We start from the raw sequence: 17944 nt of genomic DNA on the forward strand, positions 1-17944 counted from the left end.
CGGATGGTCCAACGTCGGAAGGCAACACATGGGGAGCTCGACCCAGCCAGCCGCCGCCGATCCGCCTGCCGCGCGGCGGCACGCGACGACCGCGCGGCTGGCCGTCAATGGCGGTGTCCCGGTCCGCGCGCGGGACCGGCGGTGGCCGGCATGGCCCGTTCCGGGGCCGGAAGCGGCCGACCTGCTCGCCGCCGTGCTTCGCGGCGACCGGTGGGCGATCACCAGCCCGGCGGGCACCGCGCTGTTCGAGCGTCGCTTCGCGCGGGAGTTCGCCGAGTATGTGCGGGTCCGGCACTGCGTCCCCGTCGACCACGGGTCCAGCGCGCTGGTCGTCGCCCTGGAGGCCCTGGGGCTCGATCACGGCGACCTGGTGCTGGTGCCCAGCCTGACCTGGGTGGCATCGGCGAGCGCGGTGCTGCGGGCCGGTCTTGTCCCGGTGCTGATGGACGTCGACCCGGCCACGGGCTGCGTGTCGCCGGAGCACCTCGACTTCCAGACCGGTGCGCGTGCGGTGCTCGCCGTGCACTGGGCCTGCGTCATGGCCGATATCCCCGCCATCAGTGCTGCCGCCGCCGAGCACGGAGCGGTCGTCGTGGAGGACGCGGCCCAGGCACACGGCGCCGAATGGCTCGGCAAGCCGGCCGGTTCGCTGGCCCTGGCGGGATGTTTCAGCATGCAGCAGTCCAAAGTGCTCACCGCAGGCGAAGGGGGCGCGGTGGTGACCGATGACGACAGGCTCGCCGCTCGGCTGGAGGAGCTGCGCGCGGACTCCCGCCGCTACACCACTGGGGACGCGCCGCAGGGGCTGGAGCTGGAGGAGAGCGCGAGCATGATGGGCGCCAACTTCTGTCTCAGCGAGTTCGGGGCCGCCCTGCTGTGCGGGCAGCTCGCGGTGCTGGACGAACAGCACGACGTGCGCAACCGGAACTATGAGGTCCTCAGTGGACTGCTCGACGGTGTTCCCGGCGTCCGGCTGCTCCGTCACCGGGCCGAGCAGAACCGCCTCTCGATCTACGAGCTGCCGATCATCTTCGACCCACTCCCGGATTGCATGACCAACGCAGAGGTGGCCGATGCGCTGACCGCCGAGCTGGCCGTCCGGTTCTACCCGCCGAGAGAACCGCTTAGCCGCAGCAGATTGCTGCGGCCGTGGACCAAGCCGACGCTTCGGCCGCTGGCCGAGCGCTTCGTCGACGAGCAGCGCGGCAGGCGGTACCCGAACGCCGAGTACCTGGTGCGTCACGCCGTACTCACCCATCACTCGGCCCTGCTCGGGACCGAGCGAGACGTTGCCGACATCGCCGAGGCGGTCGCCAAGGTGGCGTCCCACCGCCCATGAGCGCACACCGGCCCACCGAGGCGATCACGGTGATCACAGTGACCCGGGGTCGTCCCGGGCTGCTGCGCCGTTGTCTGCGGACGGTGCGGCGGCAGGACTTTGCCGGACCGGTGACCCACCTCGTGGTGGTGGACGACGACGAGGCGCGGTACGGGCAGCTGGCCGGGGAGACTCCTGCGGGTCCGGCGGCCGGTCCGCGGGCGGTCCGCTGGTATTTCCGGACGCGTACGCGCGAGGAGGTTTCCGGGCCTCCTGTGTTGTCCCGGATCCGCAACGTCGCCGTGCGGATGGCCGAGACGAAGCTGGTCGGCTTCCTCGACGACGACAACTTGCTGGAGCCGCACCACCTGTCCAGCCTGCTGCGGTGCATGCGAGCCACCGCCAGCCCCGCTGTGCATTCCCAGTGCCGCCTGGTGAACCAGGACGGAACCCCATACCTGGATGCGTTGCACCCTTGGATGCGTGACATCGACGGTGCCCGCGCCCGCTACCGGGAGCTGCGCGGGCACCACGTCTACCTGCCGTGGTCGAACCTGCTGCGTGACCAGGTCGGGTCGCGCGGTGCAGCCGACCGGGTGCAGAACGCCGACACCAGCGAATGGCTGTTCGAGCGGCGGCTCCTGCTGACGGTGCCCTTTCCCGAGCACTACGACATCGACGACTGGCGCAACGTCGTCGGCGAGGACAACAAGCTGCTGCGGGCGTTGGTGGACGCGGAGGTTCCCATGATCAGCACACACATGCCAACGCTGCTCTACACACTGGGCGGCTTCTCCAACGGCTTCCGCCCCGGCGCCGCCGAGGGGGACTGGTGACGGGCGCCGCGACCCGGGGATCGGTCGCGGAGGCGGAGGCCGCCGACGCCGTCGCCTGGCTCTCGGCGCACCTGACGCCGATCCGGGTGCTCGAAGCCGGGGCGCGCGAGCTCCCCCCGGCCTGGCGGCCGCTCGACGGCCTGGTGGAGACGGTCGTCTGCGACCCGCTCGTTGTGAACCCCACGGCGGGCGCCGGCCTGCTGACCGCCGCCCTGTCCGTGCATGGCGGGGCGGAGGAACTGAACGTCACCCGGGACCCGGCGCGGTCCTCACTGCTCGAGCCGAACCACGCCGTGCTGGCCCGCCACGGCGGCGCGGCCGACTTCGAGGTGCGCGAACGACGTGCCGTGCCGTCGGCGACACTCAGCGGGCTTGCGGGGGAACGCGGCCCGTTCGACGTGCTGCGCCTGACCACCCGGGGCACGGAATATTCGGTGCTCAGCTCGGCGGTGGACGTGGTGCCGGGAGCCGTGTGCATCGACGTGGTGGGAGGGCTGATCGACAACTACGTCGGCCAGTACCCCCTCGGGGTGGTCGCCGCGCTGCTGCACGGGCTCGGCTACTCGCTGGTCGACCTGGACACCTGGTCGCGGCCGCACCGGACGTGGGGGCCGGCCGTGCGGCACGCGCCGGTGGAGTACCGGGGGCTGTGGCTCAAGGACGACCTGGTGCACGGCGCGGATGAGACCGGATTCCACCAGGCCGTCAAGCTCCTCGTGCTGAGCAAGTTCCTGGGATATCACGCTTTTGGCCACCGGCTGGCCGTGGCGCTCGGTCAGCGTGGGCTGCTCCGGCACGGACCCGCCAGGACGCTGGCCAAGGCGGGCTTCTGGAAGTTGGCCTGGTCAATCTGAGATTGGAGTCGGAAATGAAGCAGCTGAAAGCATCCGCGGGACAGGCCGTCTACCACGATTTCATCGTCGCCGACACGACCTCGGTCCCAGCGAAGCGGCTGTTCAACGCTTTCACCGCCGACGGTCGACTGAATCGCGGCAAGGTGGAGCGGGCCGTCCGATGCGCCATCGCGACCCACGAGGCGTTGCGTACGTCGCTGGAGGTCATCGACGGCGAGCTGCACCAGGTCGTCCGGGAGCCCTCGGAGATCACCGAGGCTCCGCTGAGCGAGGCCGACTGGGACGGCTCGCCGGGCGGCGTCGCCGAGGTGATCCGCAGCCTGGACGACCGGTGGGCCGTTCCCCGGCAACTGTCCATGCACGTCGTGCTGGGGCAGGCGAGCGACGGCAGGACTCTCGTCGCCTGCGTGCTCGACCATGCCTGCTGCGACGGGATGTCCGCGGAGATCGTCGCCGACCTGATCCGCGCCGAGTACAACCGGCCTGGCGAGGGGGTGCCGCCGGGACCGGTGGTGCAATTCTCGGACTATTTCCCGCCTATGCTCGAAGACGGGATGCAGGTCTATGACGAGTGGCTCCGGGTGGCTCGCGGCACGGCGCCAGCCCTGCCGGACTGGATGCTCGACCGGAAGCGAGTCAGCGGCCTGGCCTGGACCAGGGAGATCGCCGTGCCGCTGTCGGAGGAGACCAACCGCCGGCTTACCGCGCTGGCGGCCGAATACGTGTGCACCCCGTATGAGTTGATGGCGATCGGGGTAGGCCTCTATTTCCGCCGTGAGGACGCCGGACCGACCCGGGTGGCCGTCACGCACAACGGCCGCCACCGCCGCCACGGATTCGATGTCGTAGGACTGCTGCGTAGCCAGGTACTGGACGTGGCGTCCTGCAGGGGATATCCCGACGTGCGTTCGTTCCTGCTCGGACGGCGCGACGAACTGCGCAGGGCGGTGGGGCTGTTGGGCAGGCTGCCGGTCGAGGAGATCTGCCTGCGCGCAGGGCTGGGTACTGGCTGGCGAGCGGGGATTCCCGGACTCTGGGAGGTCGAGCTGAGCGGCATGCACGTGGCCCCGCCGCCCGAGCCGATGGGCGGTCATGCCGTTGAGCAGGTGCCCAAATTCCTCGAGGACGCCTACTGTGAGAACGGCGGCACGACGTTCCTGCTCAACCTGTTCCTGTCGCCAGGGCAGATCGAGGCGACCCTGCGTTACGTCGAGCCACCGGTGTCCACCGACCTTGCCAAGCGGGTAGCCACCGATCTGGAAGTGGTCGTAGAGTTCCTCGCCGCCGACCCGGACCGGTCGCTCGACGGGGCGCCGGCGTTCTCCGCCGCCGCCCGCGAATTCACGGACTGCTGAGCGAATCTCACGGCTTCCGTCCGCTGCTCCGGAATCTGGTTCACCCTGGCGAGGTCTTCGGCGAGCGAGCGCCAGATCTCGGAGTACCCGTGGAACAGCTCGGAGAGTATCCCGACGCAGTGTGTCGGGACGGTGGCGAGAATGCGCTGCCGTTCCTGGGTAGCGGTGGCGCAGACGCCCAGTAGCCGGAGGATGTCGCGGCCGGACTTGTTGAAACGCAAGGACGGGTCGCGGCGTAGTTTCTCCAGCATCGTCATCAGTTCGGCCAGTGACGCCGGGTTCTCGTGGATGCCTGGCGTCGGGGACGCGGTGTCCGGCGGGGCGGGCGCCGATTTCATGCCTGCCACGCGCTGCCGCTCGGGCACCGGATCTAGCCCGCGCTGCAGGCGGTCCCGGACGTCGGCCGCCGTCGCGGGCGAAATGCCTGCCACCGCGGCGATATGCCGCAGCGGCGCGTACGGATCCTCCTTGATCAATTCGCTGGCGTGTAGTCGGCCGCTGGCGCAGTTGAGCGGTCTGGCCCGGCCGTCTCGGCCGATCCTGGCCGGTGATTCCGCGGCGCCCGCGGAGTTGCGGCGGCGCAGCGCGGCGACGGTGCCTGCGGATATCCCGGCGAGTGCGGCGACGGCGCGGTCCGACCAGAGCGGCCGGGTGGCGAGGATGTGGGTGGCCGCCGTGGTCCGGTCGGCCAGCGACAGCGGCAGGCCGTTGGTGGTGTTGACCGAAACCGCGAGTAAGAACGCCTCCTCTTCGGTGCCGTCGAAGAACTGCGCCAGGATCTGGTCGCGCCCGCGGGCGAGTTCGGCGTGTACGCGATGCAGGCCGTCCACCACCTGCATCGTGCTGCGGTGCACTATGATCGGGGGTAGTGCCGATTCCACTTCGGTGAGGATCTGGATGTGTTCCTCGTTCTCCCCCTCCGAACGCGGGGAGAACGCCAGCTTCAGCGATCCGATCGCCAGCGAAAGTACCGGGGATGCCTGTATTTCTTGGGCCCGGAGGGCGATCAGGCGGTCGGGCGTTTCCACACCGTGGACGTCGGTTCGGTTCTCTGTATACATCTGCACTCTCCGGACATCGATGCGTATTCGGAGTAACGATGTGATTGCATGGCTGGGATACCTTGTGTTCAGTGCTGTCCCGCGCGGCCGGCTGAGTACTGGTGCTGACGACGCGCTTGCTGTTCCGGCGTGGAGCGGGTATGTGTCGACACGCCGATCGATGCGGTCGCCGGCGCAGTGTTGGAGCGGATTCCGAGTCCCGGTACCGTTCACCGAAATGCCTTTGTCTGTCGGTCATTACCGCAAGCAAAATCACTATAGGCAGGCGGGTTCCGGTGGTCCAGTCCATCTTGGGCGTCGAGCGCGGTCCGTTGGTCGCGCATGGCTGCCGGGTGGTAGGAAGACTTGTGCGATAAGGAAACGGGTTCGGGGAGGGGCGGGAACCTTGGGCGGCCGGCACATTCAGATCGCCCCCGACGCGTTCCGCGGGTCGCGCCGAGGTTTTGGCGCGACCGGGATTTCCCGCGGTTCCGGTCGGGCGGAGGGCCGCGCGATCGGTAGCGCAGATAAGCCAGCCGATAATCCCGCTTTTGGCGGTTGTTGAATCTGCATAGCCGCCGTCCGCCAGGCGAGATCACCTCCGGACCTGTTCCAGGCCCACGTCGCCGCGACGGGTTTTCGCCGCTGTCGCGGCTGGGCACCGACCTACCCGGGCAGGCACCGGCGCGCGACGCCGTGCGGGTGCCTGCCCCGCTGGAACGACCGGAGGGCTTTGCGACGATGTGCGGAATCACAGGCTGGGTGGACTGGAGCCGGGACCTGCGTGGCGACCGACGGGTGGTCGAGGACATGACGGCGACCCTCGCCCCGCGCGGCCCCGATGCGCGCGAGGTGTATGCGGCCGGCTCCGCGCTGCTCGGACACAGCAGGCTCGCGGTCATCGACCTCGCGGGCGGGCGGCAGCCGATGACCCGGGGCGCCGTGCCCGGCGAACAGGTGGTCATGACCTTCAGCGGGGAGATCTACAACTTCCAGGAGCTGCGCGTCCAGCTACGCACGCACGGGCATGCGTTCGTCACCCGGTCGGACACGGAGGTCCTGCTCGCCGCCTACCAGCAATGGGGAACCGGGCTCGTCGACCGGCTCAACGGCATGTACGCGTTCGCCATCTGGGACCAGCGGACCCGCGAACTCCTCCTCGTCCGGGACCGGCTGGGCATAAAGCCGCTGTACTACGCCCAAGTGGGTGGCGGGTTCGTGTTCGGGTCTGAGCCGAAGGCGCTGCTGGCCCACCCGGATGTCGCCGCAGAGGTGGACGCCGAGGGGATCGCCGAGCTGATGGCCGTGCCCAGGGCGCGCACGCCCGGGACGGCGGTCTACCGGGGGATGCGCGAGCTCGAACCCGGTTGTCTGCTCGTCGCGGGAGAACGGCACGTTTGCCGGCGGCGGTACTGGGCGCTCGAGGCCCGGCCGCACACCGAGGACTTCGCCGCGACGGCCGCGCGCGTGCGCTCGCTGCTGGAGGACATCGTCGAGCGGCAGGTGGTGGCCGACGTGCCGGTCGGCACCCTGCTCTCCGGCGGCATCGATTCCAGCGCCGTCACCGCGCTCGCCACCCGGCGGCTGGGCGGGGACCTGGCGAGCTACTCGGTGCGGCCGTCCGGCCACGGCGGGGCGGCCGACTCGTGGCGGCCCAGTCAGGACGACCCGTACGCCCGGCTGGTCGCCGAGAAACTGGGAATCCGCTGCATCGCCGTCGATGTGAGCGCCGAGGACCTGGTCGAAGGCCTCGACCGCGGGCTGGGCGCCCGCGACCTGCCCGGTTGGGGCGACCTCGACACGTCCATGCTGCTGATGTTCGGCGCGGTCCGGAAGGACTGCACGGTCGCGCTGTCCGGGGAGAGCGCCGACGAGGTCTTCGGTGGCTACACCTGGCAGCTCGACGACGACTTCATCGGCCACGGCTCTTTCCCCTGGATGTACGCGCGACCGCAGCCGGCGATTCTGCTCCGCGAGGAGGTGCGCCGCGTGGTCGAGCCCGAGCGCTACGAGGCCGACCGGTATCACGAGGCGCTGGCGGAAGTTTCCGTGCTACCCGGTGAGGACGCCGCCAGGCGGCGGCAGCGAGAGGTGTTCCACCTGGGGCTGACTCGCTGGCTCGGCGCGCTCCTGGACCGCAAGGACCGGATGAGCATGGCAGTCGGGCTGGAGGTGCGCGTGCCCTTCGCCGACCACCGCCTCGCCGAGTACCTGTACAACGTGCCGCGGCACATCTGGACGCATCGGGGCATTCCCAAGGCGCTGCTTCGCCGCGCCAGTACCGATCTGCTGCCCGACGAGGTGGTCAACCGCGCCAAGAGCGCCTATCCGGTGAGCCGGGATCCGGCCTACGTCGAGCAACTGCGTTCGCTGGTGCTCGACTTGGTCGCCGAGCCCGACGCCCCGGTGTTCCAGCTCGTGGACCGGCAGCGGGTCCGGGCGTCGGTCGCGGCGGGCGCGGTCGACCTGCCCGGCCCGATCACCGCGGCCAGCCCGGCGGTGAGCCTGGCGCACTTGCTGCTGCTGAACAGGTGGCTGGAGGCCTACCGCGTCCGTGTCGTCGCGTGACCGGCGTGTTCAACTGCCCGAATCGGCAGTTGAACACCCGGGTTACGCCAGGTGTGCGCGCACGAAGCCGAGCAGGTGCTCGGCTCCCGCATCCACGAAACGCCAGTCGTGCCCGCCGGGCCGTTCGCGATACTCGTGCGGGACGCCGTGGGTAAGCAGCTCTTCCCGCATGGCCCGGTTCATGGCGATCATCCGCTCGAAGTCGCCGAGACCGACGTCTAGGTAGACCGCGAGGGGCGCGGTGCGGTCGCGCTCCACCAGTAGGTTCCGGGGGTCGTAGCGCCTGCGCACCCGGCTTCCCGGTGGCCCCCACACCCGTTCGTGGTCCCGCTCGGTCGGCATCATCAGACCGCGGTCTCCCCGGTGCCGGTGGTAAGGATCGCCCACGCGCCGAGCGGCCCCGAACGCGCCGCTGTTGCTGCCGGCGACGGAGAACACATCGCTGTGACGCAGGGTCTGGAACACGGCGGCGGCGCCGCCCATTGAAAATCCCGCGACCGCCCGCCCGGTGCGATCGGCGACGGTGTTGAATCTCGCATCGACCCGGAGGACCACCTCGCCCACGAGATAGTCCTCGTACCGGCGGCCCCGGTCGTCGTTGATGAACCACGCCCGGCCCGATTCGGGCAGTACGAGAATCAACCGGTGACGGGCCGCGTGCTCGGCGACCCGCGGGCAGGACAGCCAGGAGTGGCGGTTGCCGCCGAAGCTGTGCAGCAGATAGACGACCTGGAACGGCCGGCCGGTCCGCGAATAGCCCGGCGGGAGCGCGATCGTCACCGACTTCGGCCTGCCGATCGCAGCGCTGTGCCACGTCTCGGTTCTGGTCTCCATCGCCGGCTCCGATCCCCGTGTGCCTCAGCCGCCGATACCGCGCCGGTCGATCTTGCCGGTGGCCGTGCGTGGCAGCTCGGGCACCACGTGGAAGGCGCTGGGAATCATGTAGCGGGGTAGCAGCCGGGCGCAGTGCCTGCGTAGCGACGAGATGTCCTCGATGACGTCGGCTACGACCAGGTGCGCGTCGATGCGTTTCTCCCCGCCGTGATCCTCGACGGCCGCACACACCACTTCCTGCACGCCGTCGATCTCGGCGAGCACCGACTCCACCTCGCCCAGCTCGACCCGATGACCGCGGATCTTGACCATCTCGTCGGTCCGGCCGAGAAACGTCAGTGTCTCGTCGTCGTCGCACCGGACTAGGTCCCCGGTCCGGTGCGCCGGAATCGGGTCACCGCCGTCCTGGGAGACCAGCACGGTCTTGGCGGTGGTGAGCGGGTCGTCGCCCCAGTAGCCCAGCATCCGCGAAGCGCCGGCGACACACAGTTCACCGCTGGCCCCCGGCCGTGGGACGCATGGGTTTTCGTCCCGATCGAGCACGAACACCTCGGCGTAGTCGCACGGCCGGCCAATGGGCAGGGGCTCCGCACGTTCCGGAACGAGATCGGTGTCGCGTACCTGGTGGAAGGTGCACACGTTGGTCTCGGTGGGCCCGTAGAGGTTGTAGAGGCGAGCTCCGGGAAGCGCTGCGCGCAGGCGGCGCACCTGGGTGAGCGGGAACGTCTCACCCGCGAACAGCACCACGCGCAGGTCCGATTCGGTCAGCGCGGCGCTATTCTTGGCGGCGAGCATCCGGGCGAGCGCGTTGGGGACGGAGTACCAGACGCTGATCCGCCGCTCCGCGACCACCCGGTTCAGCGCCCCGCCCAATCCCACATGACTCTCGGGAATCAGCACCAGGCGCCCACCCGCCAGCCCGGTGGCGAAAATGTCCAATATGGACAGATCGAAGTGGAACGGGGCGTGGCCGGCGACCCGGTCGTCCCGGGTGATGCCGAACTCGCGCACTGCCCACTCTACGAAGGAGAGCGCGTTGCGGTGGGAGAGCGCGACACCCTTGGGCCGTCCCTGTGACCCGGAGGTGTAGATCACGTAGGCGAGCGATCCGGGCTTCACCCCTGACTGGGGGCCGAGCCGGGGCCCGGTGGTGGCCTGCTCCCAGGTCATGGCCGGGTGCGGAGTCTTGAGCAGGCCACCGACCGCCACGACGGGGTACGGCAACGCGCCTTCCGGGGTATCGAGCTGGTCAGCGTGGACGATGGCGCAGGCGGTGCCGCAGTCGGCCAGCACCCGCTCGGCCCGCGCCCGGGGCGCGCTCGGGTCGACCGGCACGTAGGCCGCACCCGCCTTGAGCACGCCGTAGACGGCGACGACGGACTCGACGGACTTCCGCAGCCACAGCCCGACCCGCGCGCCCGGCGTGACGCCTAGCCCGATCAACGCGTTCGCCAGCGCGGAGCTCTGCCGGTGCAGCTCGGTGTAGGTGATCGAGCGTTCCGGCGTCTCGACCGCGACCGCCGCCGGGTTCGCCGCAGCCCACCGGGGAAGGTGATCGGCCAATCCACGCATCGTCGTCCTCGCCTCTCAGTACCGTTCGGGCCAGGACAGACCCAGCCGGCCAGCGATGATCTTCCGTTGCAGGTCGGAGGTTCCCGACGAGATGGTCATACCGATCGCGTCCCGCAGGTTGCGCTCGACCCGGCTGCCCGCTGTGTAGCCGAGCGCGCCGTAGATCTGCCCGGCCGCGGTGAAGGCCTCGACGACGGCCTCGCTGGTGTAGAGCTTGCTCATCTCCGGTAGATATCCTGGGTCTTCGGTCGTCAGCGCATGCGCTGCCCGATAGGTGACCATCCGGCACAGCTCCTCGCGCAGGTGCAGGTCGACCAGCCGGTGCGAGACGCTCTGGAAATGCCCGATGTGCTTGCCGAACTGGCGTCTGCGCCGGGAGTAGCCAACGCACTCCGCGGTCTCCCGACGCAACACGCCGAGCCACGGCGCCATCAGCATTGCCCGCTCCCAGGACATGGACCGGGCGAACACGGCGGCGCCCTGCTTCACCGCGCCGAGCACGCGGGAGTCGGGTACGAAGCAGCCGTCCAGCTCCAGCACCCCCCACGGCGCGGTGCGCAGCCCGAGCTTTTCCTCACCCTCCACAACGGACAGACCGCCGTCGTCGCGTTCGACCAGGAACGCGGTGACTCCGGTGAAGCCCAGTTCGGGATCTACAGTGGCGTATACGACGAATACGTCCGCGACCGGGGCATTGGTCACGTAGCACTTGCGTCCAGTGAGGCGGTACCCGCCGGCCGCGCGCTCGGCGGTGGTGGTCAGGGCGAGGGCGTCGGAACCCGTTCCCGGCTCGGTCATCGCGTTGGCGCCGATCGCGGTGCCCGCGGCCAGCCGGGGGAGGTAGCGTACGCGCTGGTCTTCATCGCCGAAGGCCAGGATCGGTACTCCCACGGCAAGGATGTGCGCGCCCAGCGACATCAGCAGTCCGTTGTCCGGGCAGCCGTGGCCCAGGCCCTCCATAGCGCTCACGTATTCCACAGTGGAGTGTCCGCCCCCGCCGTACTCGGTCGGCAGCAATAGGCCTTGAACGCCGTTCTCCGCGCAGTGCTCCCAGTCGGCGTGGCTGAACCGGCTCACCTTGTCCCGGTCGACGACGTCGGCGCCGAGCCCGGCCTCTCCCAGCCGCCGGAAGCGCTCGTACAACGCGCGCTGGGCCTCGTCCAGCTCGAACCTCATCGTTCTCCGTCCCGTCGGGCGGATACATGGGCCTCGGCAACGCTACCCCCAACCGCGACTGGTTCCGCCGACGTTCAACTGTGTGCTATCGCAGTTGAACGCGGCACCGACCCGTCCATCCTTGGTCGACACGAAGACGTGCGACCGGGACAGGAGAACGCCATGCCCTCTGCGCCAGCCGTGCGTTCGCCCGCGGATTTCGCCGCCGCGGCCGCGGCCGCCGCACGCGCCGTGCCCGGCGTCTCACAGGCCAGCGCCAGCACCCGTTCGCGCCGGCGGATATTGCGCCGGGTGCCCGCACCCGCCGGAACGGGCAGCAACGAAGCGTCCTGCGATGACCGGTTCCCACCGGCCGTCTTGGACGGGGGGCCGTGGACCACCCCGCAGGGCGCTCCGGCGACACTCGTCGACGCGCTGCTGCGGGCGGCCGAGGGCGACCGTGGGACCACGTTCGTGCTCGCGGACGGCAGCGAACGCCGGCAGAGCTACCGGCTCCTGCTGTCCGATTCCCGCCGCGTCCTGTCCGGGCTTCGGGCCGCCGGGCTCGCCCCGGGCGACTCGGTACTGGTGCACTGCGCCGACAACCGCAACTTCGTCACCGGGTTCTGGGCGTGTCTGCTCGGCGGGTTCGTGCCCACTCCGATCGGGGTGGCACCGACCTACCGCTGGGAGAACGCGGTGACCCGCAGACTGCGCGGGGTCCGGGAACTGCTCAACGGCGCCCCCATACTCACCGACGCCGCGCTCGTCGACCAGATCGCCGGGCTGCGTGCGCTGTGGGACGAACATGACCTCACGGTGCACGCGGTGGAGCACCTGCACGCCGGACCTGCCGCCGAACCGCACCAGGCCGCGCCGGACGACGCCGCGGTACACCTGCTCACCTCGGGGAGCACCGGGGTGCCCAAGTGTGTCCGGCATTCGCACCGCACGGTCGTCAACCGCGCGTATATCAACGTCGCCGCCAACGGTTTCGGCCCCGAGGAGGTGACGCTGAACTTCATGCCGCTGGACCACGTCGCCGGCATGGTGATGCACAACCTCCGGGATGTGATCATGCGGTGGGAGCACGTCAACGCGCGCACCGACAGCTTCATCGCCGACCCGCTGCGCTGGCTGGACTGGCTGGACCGGTACCGGGTCACCAACACGTCGGCGCCCAACTTCGTTATCAGTCTGGTGACCGGCCTCGCCGCGGACATCGAGAGGCGTTCGTGGGACCTGTCCACCGTGCGGGACATCACCAACGGCGGCGAGGCGATCGTCGGCCCCACGACACAGGATTTCCTGCGGCTGCTCGCCCCGCACGGCCTTGCCCCGGACGTGATGCGCCCGGCGTGGGGCATGTCGGAGATGTGCGGCGGCATGGTGCATTCCACGCTGCGGGCCGACCGCGAGCCGACCGGGGTATTGACCATCGACGCGGCCACACTGGACGGAACGCTGGCGCCGCTGCCCGGTCCCGCGCCCGGCCACCCCACCTTTGCGGAGGTAGGCGTACCCATCCCGGGCACGGCGGTGCGAATCGTCGACGCCACGGGCCAGGTCGTCCCGGAGAACCGGATCGGCCGGCTCCAGACGCGCGGCGCCACCACGATGGTGGGCTACCACAACAACCCGACCGCCAACGCCGAGGCCTTCACCGACGATGGCTGGTTCGTCACCGGGGACCTCGCGTTCGTTCACGGCGGCAGGCTGGTGATCACCGGGCGGGAGAAGGAAGTCGTCGTCGTCCGCAGCGCCAACTACTCGTGCCACGAGATCGAGTCTGTGGTGGAGCGGGTCGACGGCGTGCTGCCCACCTTCGTCGCCGCGGGCAGTGAACACGATCCGGACACCGGCACCGACGAACTGGTCGTGCTCTGCGTGCTCGACGAAGCGGGCGAACGGCGGCCGGACACCGTGATCGGCAAGATCCGCACCCGGCTCGCCAGGGAGGTCGGCTTGCTGCCGCGCGTGGTGGTCCCGGTACCGCAGGCGGCATTCCCCAAGTCATCGGCAGGAAAGATCGAACGTGCCCGGCTGCTCGCCGAGTATCAAGCGGGAGCGTTCGACGACGCGCTGGCCGCACTCGACGACGCCGGACCGGGCGCGCCATCCGACGCCGTCGAGGACGACGAGCCGTCGTGGATGTTCGGACTGACCTGGCCGCCGGTGCCGGCCGCACCGGGCGCGGCGCCGCCCGGCCCGTGGGTGGTGCTCGACGATGGTGACCTCGGTGTGAGGCTCGCCGCTCGCGCGGACGTCACGGTCGTTTCGGTCCTCCCCGGCGAGGCATTCGGCCGGGACTCGGCCGGCCGCTACCGGGTGGACCCGGCCGACCGCGCGCACTACCGCGCGCTGCTGACCGCGGTCCGCGCGGACTACGGGTCGCCCGGGGCGGTCGTCCACGCCTGGGCGGCCGGCGCGCCGGAGTCGTCGCAGGCCACCGCGCTCGACCGGTCCGCCCGGTCACTGCACCACACCATCGCCGCTCTGGCCGCTGACCGGCCGGAACTCTGCGTGATCACCACGAACGCCCTGGCCACACCGGGAGACCCCGTCGACCCGGTGCGCGCGACGGTCACCGGGCTGGTCCGCACCGCCAACGCCGAGGCCGGTGGCCGGTGGGTCCGCCAGCTCGACTTCGGCCGGGAGCACGGCGACCGGGCGGGCGCCGTCCTCACCGCGCTGGCCGACGGTGGCGCCGATGCCGTGATCGCCCACCGCGGCGAGCGGCGTCTGGCACCCCGGCTGAGCCCGCTACCGGACCCGCGAGGCGTGCCCGCGCACACCATCCGCCGTGGAGGGCTGTACTTGCTGACCGGCGGGCTCGGCGGCATCGGCGTGCCGCTTGCCCGGTACCTGCTGACCGAGTATGAAGCCCGGCTTGTCCTCACCGGCCGCTCCGAACCCACCGGGGAGCGGGCCGCCCGGCTGGCCGACCTCGCCGCACTCGGCGAGGTCACCTACCGGCGTGCCGACGTCACGGACCTAGCCGCCATGCGCGCCGTGGTCACCGATGCCGAGCAGCACCACGGACGAGCGCTGGACGGGTTGGTGCACCTGGCGGGTGCCGGCTTCGGGCACTACTGGCGGGATCTGTCCGCGCACCTGCTGACCGAGGAGGACCCCGGCGAGTTCGAACGGATGCGCGCGGCCAAGATCGCGGGCACCGAGGTCGTCGGTGAGGTGCTGCGAAACCGACCGGACGCGCTGATGGTCCTGTTCTCCTCTGTGAACGGGCATTTCGGCGGCACGGCGTTCGGTGCCTATGCCTCCGCGAGCGGCTTCCTCCCCGCGTTCGCCGCGCGCTGGCGCGCCCTCGGCAGGCCCGTCCAGTGCCAGTCCTGGAGCCGGTGGACAACCGGCCCGGATGGCGACGCCGGGCTGGATGCCTTGCGGCGCCACGGGTACCGGGCGATCGATCCCGAGCGTGGCGTGCGGCTGTTCGCCGCCGCGCTCGCCGACCCCGCCGCGCACGTCCTCATTGGACTGGACGAGGACAACGAGTACATCAGCGCAGAGCTCGATCCGGCGGTTTCCCGGCAATTTCAGGTAACGGTGTCCTACCGGGGTGACGTCCCCGAGGAACGGGTGCGGGCCGCGGTCGTCGCCGCCATCGGCCCCGGCGTGGCCGTGAGCGCCGACTGGGAACCCGAAACCCCGGTACAGCCGGAACCCGACGCGACGGTGCAGCGGGATCCCGAGATCGAGGCGGCGGTCGCGGCCATCTGGCGGGTGGCGCTGCGGCTGCCGTCGCTGGGCCATCAGGACCACTTCTTCGACCGGGGCGGGAACTCGCTGATGGCGATGCGGCTGGTCGACCGGGTGAACGTCGCTTTCGACATCGACCTGTCCGTGCAGGACCTCTACGACCACCCGACGGTCGAGAGCCTGGCGAGCGCGATCGACCGGGTACGCGCACCCACCGGAGACCGGCACTGAAGGCACGACACACCGGACACGAAAGGAAGACGGGTGAACTTCGCATATTTCAACGGTGACGTGGCCATCGTGGTCCAGTACTGGGTGGAGCACTACGAGGAGGTCGATGCGGGCTGCCGGATAGACATCCGCAGGGCGGAGGCATACCCGGGCAGCCACCACCGTCCCGGGGCCGAGGGCTTCCAGGTGCTGCCGGTCGGCGACGGCGGCATCTACCGCATCGACCTGTCGGTGCGGGTCGATTCCGGCGACAACGAGGTCCGCTACCACCACCACCCGACGTTCGTGGAAGGCGATGTCGGCCCGCGCGTCTTCGATGACCACCTGTCGGCGGACCCGCTCGGCTGGATCGAGCGCAGACTGCGCGACCTGCCCGGCCTGCTCCGCGAAAAGGGGCGGCCCGAACTGGCCGATTCGGTCGACACCGCGACGCTGGACGCGGCGATACCGACCGTCATGTCCGCGGTCAAGGCCGCGCTGCACCCCTCGTCCCGCGCGGTGCTCGTCCACGCCGTAGGCGGTGGCGGGGACTAGCCACCGCCCGGCCCCGGGACGCGGCCGACGAGATGCCCGTACCGATTTCGGCTGGGCGGCACGCTTTCCGGCGAGCACGGCGTCGGTGCACTCGAACGGCACTGGCACGGTGCGGACTCGGCGTGCACCGAACGGTCCAGGCCGCCCCGGACCCGTTGAACATCATGAATCCACGGAAAGTGCTGGATCCGACGAGGGGTTATGACGCAGATGAACGACAACGCGCCGGCCACGAGGACACTGCGAGAGGAGGAGCTGACCGCGCGGGTGAAAGACACCGTCATCGCCGTGCTGGAGCTCGACATCAGCCGGGAACAGCTGACCGAGGACACCTCGCTCTACTCCTCGTTCCTCGGAATGGACTCGATGACGTTGCTGCACCTGCTGGTCACCCTGGAACAGGAATTCGGCATCGAGATCGACGACGAGGACGTGATGAACGCCGAGATGAAGAAAGTGGGCAGCCTGATCGACCTGGTCGGCCGGTTGGTCGTCCGAGACGGGGCGCGCTGATGGAACAACGCGGCCCGGCGTACCGGCTGGACGCCGACGACGTCCCGGCACACTGGTACAACATCCTCGCGGACCTGCCGGTCGAGGTACCGCCGCCGCGGCCCGCCCGCCGCATCGCGCCCGCCGATGGCGAGGAGCGCGCGTTGCGGCCGCAGCTCCCGCTGTCGATGTACCGGCAGAGCACCGGCCGCGCGCGCTACGTCGAGATCCCGGCCGAGGTGCGCGAGCAGTACCAGCGGTGGCGGCCCACGCCTTTGTACCGGGCCACTGGGCTGGAGCGTGCGCTCGGCACCCCGGCGCACATTTACTACAAGTACGAGGGAACCAGCCCGTCGGGCAGCCACAAGCTCAACACCGCGCTGGCACAGGTCTACTACTACCGGCGCTCCGGCGTCCGGGAGATCGTGACCGGTACGGGAGCGGGTCAGTGGGGCAGCGCGCTGGCGATGGCCTGCCACCCGTACGGCATCGGCTGCACCGCTTTCATGGTGCGGTGCAGCTACGAGCAAAAGCCTCAGCGCGGCACGCTCATGCGGCTCAACGGGGCGCGAGTCGTGGTGAGCCCGAGCGAGCTGACCGAGGTCGGCCGGGCCGCGCTGCGCGCCGACCCCGACTCGCCGGGCAGCCTCGGCATCGCCAACGCCGAAGCCATCGAGTACGCAAGCGGCAGGGCGGGTTCCCGGTTCTCCATCGGCAGTGGAGAGAACCACGTTCTGTTGCACCAGACGGTCATCGGGGAGGAGGCCCTGCGGCAGATGGCACTGGCCGGGGAGTTCCCGGACGTCGTCATCGGCGCGATGGGCGCCGGCAGCAACTTCGCCGGGCTCGCCTTCCCGTTCTTCCGGGAGGCAAGCGTGCGGGACGCGGCCACCCGGTTCGTCGCGGTCGAATCGGAAGCCTGCCCGAAGATGACCAGAGGCCGGTACCTGGCCGACCACACCGACCTGTCCGGCGTGACCCCGCTGACCAAGATGTACACCCTGGGACACCGTTTCTCCGCCTACCAAATCCACGCGGGCGGGCTGCGCTACCACGGTGCCGCGCCGATCGTCAGTGCCATGTACGACAAGGGCCTGGTCGAAGCCGTCGCCTATGGACAGAACCGGGTTTTCGACAGCGGCACCACTTTCGCGCGTGCCGAGAACGTGGTGCCCGCGCCGGAGGCGGCGCACGCCGTGGCGTGCGCGATCGACGAGGCGCTCGCGGCCAAGGAACGAGGGGAACGTCGCGTGATCCTGTTCGGCGTGAGCGGCCACGGGCTGCTTGATCTCGTTGCCTACGACAAGTTCCTCGCCGGCGAGCTGGTCGACTTCGCGCCGAGCGACGAGGACATCGAGACGTCGCTCGGCGGTCGCATGGAGTGATAGCGGCGCCGCCCGTGATCGCGGTCGAGCGGCGAGGTTTACGGCTTCTTCTG

General features: G+C 70.1%; 12 protein-coding genes. 9 read left to right on the plus strand and 3 right to left on the minus strand.

Annotation, left to right across the window (positions count from 1 at the left end; all coding sequences use genetic code 11):
- Positions 1-28: 28 nt before the first annotated feature.
- The 5 genes from SSPN_RS0136965 to asnB all read left to right on the plus strand — a co-directional run bounded on the left by SSPN_RS0136965 (position 29) and on the right by asnB (position 7971).
- A complete protein-coding gene (locus SSPN_RS0136965; protein ID WP_010314974.1) occupies positions 29-1339 on the plus strand; it encodes a DegT/DnrJ/EryC1/StrS family aminotransferase in 1311 nt (436 codons plus the stop codon).
- Positions 1336-2154: a glycosyltransferase family A protein gene (locus SSPN_RS0136970; RefSeq protein ID WP_010314976.1), complete on the plus strand. Its 819-nt coding sequence runs from the start codon at positions 1336-1338 to the stop codon at positions 2152-2154. Before SSPN_RS0136965 ends, SSPN_RS0136970 begins: the two co-directional genes overlap by 4 nt.
- Positions 2151-3008, plus strand: coding sequence for a hypothetical protein (locus tag SSPN_RS0136975; RefSeq protein WP_010314977.1), 858 nt, complete (start codon positions 2151-2153; stop codon positions 3006-3008). Before SSPN_RS0136970 ends, SSPN_RS0136975 begins: the two co-directional genes overlap by 4 nt.
- A gap of 14 nt (positions 3009-3022) precedes the next feature.
- The gene (locus SSPN_RS0136980; protein ID WP_010314978.1) at positions 3023-4363 is read left to right on the plus strand and encodes a condensation domain-containing protein; all 1341 of its coding nucleotides are present in this window, start codon (positions 3023-3025) and stop codon (positions 4361-4363) included.
- 1781 nt (positions 4364-6144) lie between these two features.
- The gene (asnB, locus tag SSPN_RS0136990) at positions 6145-7971 is read left to right on the plus strand and encodes an asparagine synthase (glutamine-hydrolyzing) (protein ID WP_029536094.1); all 1827 of its coding nucleotides are present in this window, start codon (positions 6145-6147) and stop codon (positions 7969-7971) included.
- Positions 7972-8013: 42 nt separating this feature from the next.
- Here the strand turns inward: asnB and SSPN_RS0136995 are convergent, their stop codons facing one another.
- Genes SSPN_RS0136995 through SSPN_RS0137005 form a run of 3 tightly spaced genes read right to left on the minus strand, consistent with a single transcriptional unit; the run spans position 8014 to position 11553 of the window.
- Positions 8014-8805: an alpha/beta hydrolase gene (locus SSPN_RS0136995; protein WP_010314981.1), complete on the minus strand. Its 792-nt coding sequence runs from the start codon at positions 8803-8805 to the stop codon at positions 8014-8016.
- A 24-nt stretch (positions 8806-8829) separates the two neighbouring features.
- Positions 8830-10377: an amino acid adenylation domain-containing protein gene (locus SSPN_RS0137000; RefSeq protein ID WP_029536095.1), complete on the minus strand. Its 1548-nt coding sequence runs from the start codon at positions 10375-10377 to the stop codon at positions 8830-8832.
- A 15-nt stretch (positions 10378-10392) separates the two neighbouring features.
- Positions 10393-11553: an acyl-CoA dehydrogenase family protein gene (locus tag SSPN_RS0137005; RefSeq protein WP_010314983.1), complete on the minus strand. Its 1161-nt coding sequence runs from the start codon at positions 11551-11553 to the stop codon at positions 10393-10395.
- A gap of 162 nt (positions 11554-11715) precedes the next feature.
- On the opposite strand from SSPN_RS0137005, the gene SSPN_RS0137010 reads away from it, so the two are divergent.
- The 4 genes from SSPN_RS0137010 (at position 11716) to SSPN_RS0137025 (ending at position 17891) form a co-directional block, all read left to right on the plus strand.
- On the plus strand, positions 11716-15480 hold the full coding sequence (locus SSPN_RS0137010; RefSeq protein ID WP_010314984.1) for an SDR family NAD(P)-dependent oxidoreductase: 3765 nt from the start codon (positions 11716-11718) through the stop codon (positions 15478-15480).
- A gap of 33 nt (positions 15481-15513) precedes the next feature.
- Positions 15514-16014, plus strand: a complete 501-nt coding sequence (locus SSPN_RS0137015) for a DUF7700 domain-containing protein (RefSeq protein ID WP_010314985.1) — start codon at positions 15514-15516, stop codon at positions 16012-16014.
- Between the two features lie 201 nt (positions 16015-16215).
- Positions 16216-16527, plus strand: a complete 312-nt coding sequence (locus SSPN_RS0137020; protein ID WP_010314986.1) for an acyl carrier protein — start codon at positions 16216-16218, stop codon at positions 16525-16527.
- Positions 16527-17891 carry a TrpB-like pyridoxal phosphate-dependent enzyme gene (locus SSPN_RS0137025; RefSeq protein ID WP_010314987.1) on the plus strand — a complete coding sequence of 455 codons (1365 nt, stop codon included), beginning with the start codon at positions 16527-16529 and terminating at the stop codon, positions 17889-17891. Before SSPN_RS0137020 ends, SSPN_RS0137025 begins: the two co-directional genes overlap by 1 nt.
- Positions 17892-17944 lie beyond the last annotated feature (53 nt).

The sequence above is a fragment of the Saccharopolyspora spinosa NRRL 18395 genome (assembly GCF_000194155.1).
Classification (GTDB): Bacteria; Actinomycetota; Actinomycetes; order Mycobacteriales; family Pseudonocardiaceae; genus Saccharopolyspora; species Saccharopolyspora spinosa.